The sequence below is a fragment of the Zarconia sp. genome (assembly GCF_057467645.1).
This window is the reverse complement of sequence record NZ_JBRJXU010000113.1, coordinates 1-8,401: the sequence shown is the minus strand read 5'-3', so window position 1 is coordinate 8,401 and position 8,401 is coordinate 1. Positions and strand designations below refer to the sequence as shown.

Below are 8,401 nucleotides of genomic sequence, written 5' to 3'. Positions count from 1 at the left end.
CACACCCCACACCCCACACCCCCATGCTCGATCGAATCCAGGAAATTGCTACCAATTTAGCCCCGCGCCTGATTGAAATTCGCCGCCACCTGCACGCTCATCCGGAGTTAAGCGGCCAGGAATACCAAACCTCGGCTTACGTGGCGGGGGTGCTGTCTTCGTGCGGGTTGCACGTTCGCGAATCCGTGGGAAAAACCGGTGTGGTGGGGGAACTCGACGGTACGGGCAATGCAGGACGCTTGGCGATTCGCACGGATATGGATGCTTTGCCGATTCGGGAATGCACCAACCTCGAATTTGCCTCCCGCCACGAGGGAGTGATGCACGCCTGCGGTCACGATGTCCATACCACCGTGGGGTTGGGGACGGCGATGGTGCTGTCTCAGCTCGATCGATCCCTACCCGGTTGCGTGCGCTTTCTGTTTCAACCGGCCGAAGAAATTGCCAAAGGCGCGCGGTGGATGGTGGACGATGGGGTGATGGATGAGGTGGATGCGGTGTTGGGGGTCCATGTTTTTCCCACCATTCCCGGCGGTTCCGTGGGGATTCGCTACGGGGCGCTGACGGCCGCTGCGGACGATTTGGAAATTATCATTACGGGGGAATCGGGACATGGGGCGCGTCCCCACGAAGCCACCGATGCCATTTGGATTGCCGCTCAAGTCATTACCACCTTGCAGCAAGCCATCAGCCGCACCCAAAACCCCCTGCGTCCCGTGGTACTGACGATCGGACAGATTAGCGGGGGGCGGGCGCCGAACGTGATTGCCGACAGCGTGAAATTAGTGGGGACGGTGCGATCGCTGCACCCGGAAACCCACGCCCGACTGCCCGAATGGATCGAAGAGATCGTGGCGAGTGTCTGCCGCACTTACGGGGCGGGGTACGAGGTAAATTATCGGCGCGTGGTGCCGTCGGTGCAAAACGACCCCCAGTTAACGCAACTCCTGGAATCGGCGGTTCAGGAAGCTTGGGGAAGCGATCGGGTGGAAATATTGATGGAACCCTCATTGGGGGCGGAAGATTTTTCCGTCTATCTCGATCGCGCCCCCGGTGTGATGTTTCGTCTCGGGGTGGGACGCGCCAACGCCCGCAACTATCCCCTCCACCATCCGAAGTTTGAAGTGGATGAGTCGGCGATTTTGACGGGGGTGGTGACTCTTGCCTATTCTGCTTACAAGTATTTTTCTTGACCCTGCCGAATTTTAGGCTTCGGAGGCGAAGGGGGCTTCGGGAGCTTTGGGGGCTAAATCTTCTCCCAATTCTCCCCCTCACCGCGTCCCCACATCCCCGCGTCACCGCGTCATTCCTCCCTAACTCCCCCATCTTCCCCATTTTTAATTTTTAATTCTCTCCTCCTACGCATCGGGCTAACGAGGGAGTTTCACACTTTTGCCCCCTCTAAGTTCGCGCCCTCAAAATTGGTTTCTTTATCCAGATACGCCCCTTTCAGATACGCCCCTTTCAGATACGCCCGTTGCAGATTCGCCCCTTCCAGATTCGCCCGTTGCAGATTTGCCCGTTGCAGAATCGCCCCTTCCAAATTCACCCCGTACAGATTTGCCCGTTGCAGAATCGCCCCTTTCAGATTCGCCCCTTCCAGATTCACCCCGTACAGATTTGCCCGTTGCAGAATCGCCCCTTTCAGATTCGCCCCGTACAGATTTGCCTCTAGCAGAATCGCCCCGTACAGAATCGCCCCTTTCAGATTCGCCCCGTACAGATTTGCCTCTAGCAGATTGACCTCTAGCAGATTCGTCCCTTTCAGATTCGTCCCTTTCAGATTCGCCCGTTGTAGATTCGCCCGTTGTAGATTCGCCCCTTCCAGAGACGCCCCTTCCAGAGACGCCCGTTCCAGATTTGCCCGTTGCAGATTCGCCCCTTTCAGATTCGCCCCTTCCAGATTCACCCCGTACAGATTCACCCCGTACAAATCTTGACAAGGCAAAACACAATCGGACAAATCCAGCCAACTCAGACAATTTAGCGCCAGCCCATTTTCGTCCCCTATTCTCTGTCCCCGTAAGCGATGAATCCAATTTCCGGCAGCATCAGGAGAAGGCCAATCAATTTTCGAGACGGTTTGCGTCACTCGGGCACAGGCATTGAGGACTGCCAGTAATGCTTCCTCCGCATTCCGAGCTTGTCGGCATTTTTCTTGATATTTCGGGCAGGTATCGAGCAGTTCCATAGGCATTCCGTGACGGAGCATAAACCCAATCAGCTCGCCCAGCATCAACTGCCACTGCGCCACCCGTTTTTCATCCCGCAAGTGAATTTCATCTCGCAGAAACCCAAACAGATACTCATCCATGGGGGATGGTCCGCAGAGAATTGCCCAGTAGCGCAAAGCTTCCCGTTCATCCCAGCCATCATCGGGATCGTCCCGACGACGATCGAGCATTTTGTGCATCCGTTCCACTTCCCGGACGATGCGCCGCGCCGTCAGATATTCCCCAAAGCTTTTGTGGGTAAATTCAAAGGTCTTTTCTCCTGCCCCGGAATGTCCGCTTTGCCGGAAATAGAACGCCGTCAGCAACCGCGTCACCCCGGATTTTGCCCTTTCCTGGAACTGGTCCAGCCATCGTCTCAAGCCGCCATATTCGCAATGGGATTCGATTTCTTTAACGGTGGTGGTGCGTCCGTCTCCGTGCCATGCCGCCAGGGCAATTTCTTCGAGGATGCGGATGAAGTCTTTTTCTTCCACTCCCGCCAATGCCGGATGCTGGCGTTTATCTGCCCAACCCCGCTCGTACACTGCGGCGAGCAGATCGGCATAAATCGTATTCAGGTTGCTCTCATCGGAAAATTGCACCGTTCCCCGCGTAAAACTGAGGGCAACCAAATAGTTGAGCAACGGCTGCGAGGTAATTTCTACTAGATTCTCTCGTTCTAAATCCTGCGGCATCCCGGTATATCCCCGTCCGCTAGCAGTGCCGTAGCGCTGCCACCACTCTTGGCGGCAATCTCGCGCCAGCAAGTTTGCTTCATCGATATAGCGGTAATTTCTGATGTAATATCGCTCTTCTTTCCACTCACTCTCCGGCAGGAAATAGGGCAGAATATGCAACACCTGCCCCGGCTTGCGAAACTCGCTGCGGTTCTCTTGCACTGCCAGTTCTCGCCCGCTGAGGAGGACTTGCAGCCGGGTTTGGCGCGAGTTAAACATCCCCACCTGTTTCTGCACCTCCCGAACGAAATCCCGCCCCGTATCCGCCGCCTGTTTCCCCTGCATCGCCAGTTCATCCAACCCATCGAAAATCACCAGCAGACGTTCTTCCCCAGTTTTGGGGTGGAGGGGATTTTGAGTCAGATAGGGATCGTAACGAACGAACTGTCCCACCGCTTCCACGAGATCGCCTGTGGGGTCAAACTGGTGCAACGGCACGAACAATACCGAAATATCTCCAACTTCCGCCTGTTTCGCCGCCCAGATTTTGCCAAAGGAGGATTTCCCCGATCCCGGCCCGCCACTGATGACGCGAATGGCATCTTTGGGATCGGCCGCCTTCAGCCAAGCCTCCAATTCCCTTTCGAGATTGACGACGACGCGATCGACTTTTTTGCCTGGGTTCGTCTCTAGCTGGTGAAAACGAACCGAGGGGCGATCGAATTCATCTTCATCTCCTTTCCCATCTTTGGCGGGGCGATCGAAATACGCCCGCAACGGCACGAATACCCGCTTGAGGCTGAAGGCTTCCAAAAACATCGGTTCGTCCACCTGTTTTTGCAGCCACGCCAAGTAGCGCAACCAACCTCGTTCCCGCTCGCTAGCTTGAGTAAAGGGCGTTTCCAGGGATTCCTTGAGGCGATCGTAGTCCGATCCCCGATCGCGCCATTCGTCGTTCAGCGCCAGGGGAAAATAGCTGGGGAGGCGCTTGCACATGGAAGTCGCCTCGGCTTCCTTCAATCCCAACCCTTGCAACCACTGGGCGAGGGGAGTTTGAATTGCGGTGAGGAGGGGCAAGCTTTTGGGATGCTCGAAAAAATGGCGATCGATGGTGACTTCCAGATTTTCGAGGTTATCCAAATCCTCGCACATCAGTTGAATCGCTTTGGCATTGGGTTGCCGGGGCATCAACTCCCGATTTTCCTCGATTAATTGGGCGATGGCGCGTGCGAGCGATCGATAAATCAGCAACCAGGCAATCTGCCCCGGTTCCGCATCCAAACCCAATGCCGCCGCCGTTTCCACCGCATCTTGCGCCACATTCGTCCAATTCCCCGTGACGCCATCAACAACCCCCTTCCCCAGAGATTTAAACAGTTCTGGAAAATCCGCTTTCAGGGATTTGTTCCAAAGGGCAACGGGTTTGGTAACGGATAATCCAGTTTTGTCGTTCATCTGACGATTTTTGTCGGGCGATTCAAAGTTCGTGAAATGCTGGGGATGCTTGAGGCGTAATCGATCGGGCATCACCAGCACGCCATGCTTGTAAGATAACGCAAGCAAGCAAGACATTGCCCGTCAATCCCCCGAAACCATCCATCGATCGCCCTTTATAGCAGTTTTTATAACGGTTGAACCGCTCTCGGGGTTGGTGGGCAGTTCGATCGCAAATGTAACAGTACAAACCCGGCGAGGAAAACTGCCTACCCTACAAATTTCTGAATCTTGCCGTTTAAACAAACCACAATCCGGAGAGTTGGGCAAGGTGGTTGAGGGTTTGGTGATGATTCGCCTGAGGAGACGCTGCGCGAAGGAACTTTTCCTCAAGAGTCACTGCGATAAGTTTCGCGATCGCACTCTCGAAATCGGGATATTATCCTGTAGCAATGGCACAATAATAAGTTAGATTTCCTCGGTCTGAATATTACGATTGGAGAAACATATGTGGGATGAAAGATACAGTCCGGACGAGTATGTGTACGGCAAAGCTCCGAACCAATTTCTCGAAGAAAACTATAATGCTATTCCGAAAGGTAAAGTTCTCAGCTTAGCAGAAGGGGAGGGAAGAAATGCTGTATTTCTTGCGAAGCAGGGCTACTCAGTCACGGCTGTTGATGCCTCTCAAGTTGGATTGAGTAAAGCCAAAAAATTAGCGGAAGACAATGGGGTTGAGCTCGAATTAATTCGTGGCGATTTAGTCGATTTCGATATCGGTGAAAATAAATGGGATGGAATTGTCTCTATTTTTTGCCCTTTACCTTCGGCGCTCAGAAAAGAATTGCACAAAAAGGTCGTTGCAGGGCTTAAACCTAAAGGTGTATTCCTTCTCGAGGCTTACACTCCAGACCAGTTAAAGTATGGCACGGGTGGCGGAAATTCGGCGGATACGATGACCTCGAAAGACTCATTAATTCTTGAGTTAAATGACTTAAAGTTTACCCATCTCATCGAGCTCGAACGAAATGTAGTAGAAGGCATTTACCATACGGGTCTTGCGGCTGTTGTTCAAGCAATTGCTTTGAAGGAAATATAACACTCGATCGCGCTTCTCAAGATAAAATACAGTCCACTTACGATCGAGTGCATTTCGCATTTCCCCAGCCGATATTCCTCAAATTTAAATCCGAAAAGGGATCTGAATTAAATCAATGACAGGCTCTAACGTTATGACGATAATTCAACGATCTGTTCGTGCAAGCGGATGAGCTTTTGCTCTAACTCGGGGTTATGTTCTGTTTTGAGAATTCGATGGATGCGATCGCGCATTTGAAAATGGTGTCTGAGGGTTGTTTCTACATCACCTTGCAAACCGGGTGTCCGTTTATTAATTTGGGCTTCGGGCAACCCAAAGAAAACCCCCCCATCGGTATACTGAATGTTGCCTTCGAGCAACTCAAAAATGCGAGCGTTGCCGGTAATCGTTCCCTTCGCTCCTTCACAGCCATAAACGTGGAGGCTGAGGAATGGTTCGTCACCAGAATTGCCCATTTGGTGAATCAAACTGCGATCGACGGCGCGCACCATCCCAGGGCTGTAATGTGCCGGTTCTCGGGTGGTTAAAATGCCTTTAGTAAAGCTGTAAATATAATGTTGGGCCGCACCAAAACATTGAACGGCGCCCCATTGAGTGGCACCATGGTCGTGAATGGCACTAAAATCTCCTGGAACCCAAGACATCACCATGATTTCAAAATGCCCGCCATCAAAAACGAGCTTGCGGCCGTAGCTATCGGCAACGGGATGGTCGAAATCCGTCCAGGGCATCAAATCTTGAGTCGAAATTTGAGAATTTTGGACGATAGTTTTGACATCTTCGGGGGTAAAAAAATCTGTTTTTTTTAAGGTGTTAATTAGTTTAATAATACTTTCTGAATAATTCCCATACTGGTTCAATAATGTCGATTGAGAAGTCATAGTTACCATCGAAAAAGCCTCAAAATATAGCCCGATAAAAAATCGATAATTTGGTGACGAACAACCGTCATAACTATCTCTATTCATAAAGTAGCAAGCTCGGATTTCTCAAAAATGAGAAACGCCTAAAAAGTCCGGTGCGATCGGCGAATAAAAGCTTAATGCTTCCTAAGAAAGATGAGACGAGGATTGTGGGCTTTCGGGGGCTTGGGGGGCAGAGGGGACAAGGGAGACAAGGGGACAATGTAGGGGCACAAGCATTTGGGCGATAAATTCTGGGTAAAACGAAACTTAACAAATCCAAATGCTTTGCCCTCTTCGCCAGACAAGGGAGAGGAGAATTATTCAATTAATCGTTCCCCACACCCCACACCCTACACCCCACACCCCATTCCCCACTTACGGAAACAGGTATTGCAGAATAACAACATCGTGCCAGACCCCATCGATGAGTCCAATTTCCTTCTGGACACCCACGATTTCAAACCCGAACCGCTGATGAAAGCGAACGCTGCCCGGATTGGCGGCTAAAATTTTGGCGACGATGTGGTGGTAGCCGTATTCTGCCACTTTCTCCATCAGCACCGTCTGCAAGGCATTGCCGTAGCCTTTTCCCGTTTCGGAAAAGCTTAGATAAATCGAGGTTTCGCAACAAACCTGATAGCCGATGCGATCGCTGTAACGCTTGATAATGCCCCATCCGATAACCGTTTCGGCGGCTTCGGCAACTAGCAGCGTTTCTCGATCGCCCATCTTATTGACGATCGCCTCTATATCTTTTGCTGTATGGGGCTTGGTATCCATCGTAATCCCGCCGTACTCGACGGCTTCGTTATAAATTGAGGCGATCGCCGGGTAGTCTCCCGCATCGGCGCGACGAACGATAAGCATCGACATCAGGCGACCCCCAAAACCGGGGAAACGATCGAACACCCAGAACCCAACTGGGGACGGCGCGCGTACTCAATTAACCAGTCAATCAGCCGATCCATCACCGGTTCCCCCGTTAGCAATTCCAAACGGGCAAACCCACCAATATTTCCGGCATTAATTTCGCTAATGCGCCAAGTGCCATCGTTATCGAGTAGAAAGTCGTATCCCAGGGTATGCAACCCCAGTTCCCGGTAGCGTCCGACGGTATTTTCGATCGCCTCGATTTCTGCATCGGTGATGTCGGCGAGGGTGCATTCCCCATCGCTGCTGACGTTGTTCACCCAATGACCGCTTTTCGATCGCCGCAGGTAGCTGCCGTAGATTTCACCATCCACCACCACCACCCGTTTGTCTCCGGCATGGGTTCGGTGGAGATAGCGGCAGAACTGAATCGGTTCGCTGCCGCCGACTTGGAGATAGGTCATCACATCGGCAAAATTGGCAAAGGTTCGCGTACCAACCAAAATGTTATCGACCTCAAACGCACCATCTCGATACCAAATTTTGAATACCCCCCGGCCACCACAGCTATTTCCCTGTTTGGCAACAATGGTTTGAAATTGCTCGAAGAACGCCAAAGCCTGCCGCCAGTCTGCCGTAGCGATCGACTCTGGCATATAATCCCCAGCCACATCCAAGAGGAAATCGAGTTTCATCTGCTCTTTTTTATTCGACGGACAGTTAACAAAGCGCGTCCACTTTTCCCATTGACTCAAGCGATCGAGATAGCCCGCAGGAAAGGGTTTGAGGGTGCGGCAAAACACCACATCGATCTCTTGCAAATCGATCCAATGTCGGGCTGATTCACCCAACGCGAGAAATCGATCGTAGGTTAAGTCTCCTTCGGCGATCGCCGCTTGAATTTCCGATCGCCGTCCGGTAAAAACTTGGGGGGTGGGAACGTGGTAGAACTCCACTCGGGGGTCGCGGGCCACCCGTTGGTAAAACGTCGGCACATCCAAGGGTTGAGATTTATATTTTGTCGGGTCGCAAATACTCAGAAGTTTCATGGTTGTTTCGATTATATAGCCGTCGCCAAGGCGGTTAGGACACTCGAGAAATCAAGCTCAAGGCTCGCATTTTCTTCTCTCCCCCTACTCACCGCGATTGCCTGCTCAAGAAAGCTCACCTTCACGATGCCTAAACCGCCCTGACGGTTGCTAT

The 8,401-nt window shown here is 52.1% G+C and carries 6 protein-coding genes; 2 read left to right on the top strand and 4 right to left on the bottom strand.

What is annotated here, in order from left to right; translation table 11 throughout:
- Positions 1-23 precede the first annotated feature (23 nt).
- The gene (locus tag AC2215_RS17720; protein WP_486811324.1) at positions 24-1,193 is read left to right on the top strand and encodes a M20 family metallopeptidase; all 1,170 of its coding nucleotides are present in this window, start codon (positions 24-26) and stop codon (positions 1,191-1,193) included.
- 191 nt (positions 1,194-1,384) lie between these two features.
- On the opposite strand, the gene AC2215_RS17715 is transcribed toward AC2215_RS17720, so the two are convergent.
- Complete coding sequence (locus AC2215_RS17715; protein ID WP_486811323.1) at positions 1,385-4,462, bottom strand: pentapeptide repeat-containing protein; 3,078 nt, start codon at positions 4,460-4,462, stop codon at positions 1,385-1,387.
- Positions 4,463-4,832: 370 nt separating this feature from the next.
- On the opposite strand from AC2215_RS17715, the gene AC2215_RS17710 reads away from it, so the two are divergent.
- Positions 4,833-5,423 (top strand): SAM-dependent methyltransferase, encoded by a 591-nt coding sequence (locus tag AC2215_RS17710; protein WP_486811322.1) that lies wholly within the window; start codon positions 4,833-4,835, stop codon positions 5,421-5,423.
- Positions 5,424-5,554: 131 nt separating this feature from the next.
- Here AC2215_RS17710 and AC2215_RS17705 read toward each other — a convergent pair whose 3' ends face one another.
- The 3 genes from AC2215_RS17705 to AC2215_RS17695 form a co-directional block, all read right to left on the bottom strand.
- Positions 5,555-6,304: a cysteine dioxygenase gene (locus AC2215_RS17705; protein WP_486811321.1), complete on the bottom strand. Its 750-nt coding sequence runs from the start codon at positions 6,302-6,304 to the stop codon at positions 5,555-5,557.
- A 399-nt stretch (positions 6,305-6,703) separates the two neighbouring features.
- The gene (locus AC2215_RS17700) at positions 6,704-7,201 is read right to left on the bottom strand and encodes a GNAT family N-acetyltransferase (protein ID WP_486811320.1); all 498 of its coding nucleotides are present in this window, start codon (positions 7,199-7,201) and stop codon (positions 6,704-6,706) included.
- Positions 7,201-8,247, bottom strand: a complete 1,047-nt coding sequence (locus AC2215_RS17695; RefSeq protein ID WP_486811319.1) for an ATP-grasp domain-containing protein — start codon at positions 8,245-8,247, stop codon at positions 7,201-7,203. The genes AC2215_RS17700 and AC2215_RS17695 overlap by 1 nt, the downstream gene beginning before the upstream one ends.
- Positions 8,248-8,401 lie beyond the last annotated feature (154 nt).

Excerpts from the sequence above, each read along its gene's own strand:
- AC2215_RS17720 (WP_486811324.1), top strand. The coding sequence starts at position 24 with ATGCTCGATCGAATCCAGGAAATTGCTACCAATTTAGCCCCGCGCCTG.
- AC2215_RS17715 (WP_486811323.1), bottom strand. The coding sequence starts at position 4,462 with ATGTCTTGCTTGCTTGCGTTATCTTACAAGCATGGCGTGCTGGTGATG.
- AC2215_RS17710 (WP_486811322.1), top strand. The coding sequence starts at position 4,833 with ATGTGGGATGAAAGATACAGTCCGGACGAGTATGTGTACGGCAAAGCT.
- AC2215_RS17705 (WP_486811321.1), bottom strand. The coding sequence starts at position 6,304 with ATGACTTCTCAATCGACATTATTGAACCAGTATGGGAATTATTCAGAA.
- AC2215_RS17700 (WP_486811320.1), bottom strand. The coding sequence starts at position 7,201 with ATGTCGATGCTTATCGTTCGTCGCGCCGATGCGGGAGACTACCCGGCG.
- AC2215_RS17695 (WP_486811319.1), bottom strand. The coding sequence starts at position 8,247 with ATGAAACTTCTGAGTATTTGCGACCCGACAAAATATAAATCTCAACCC.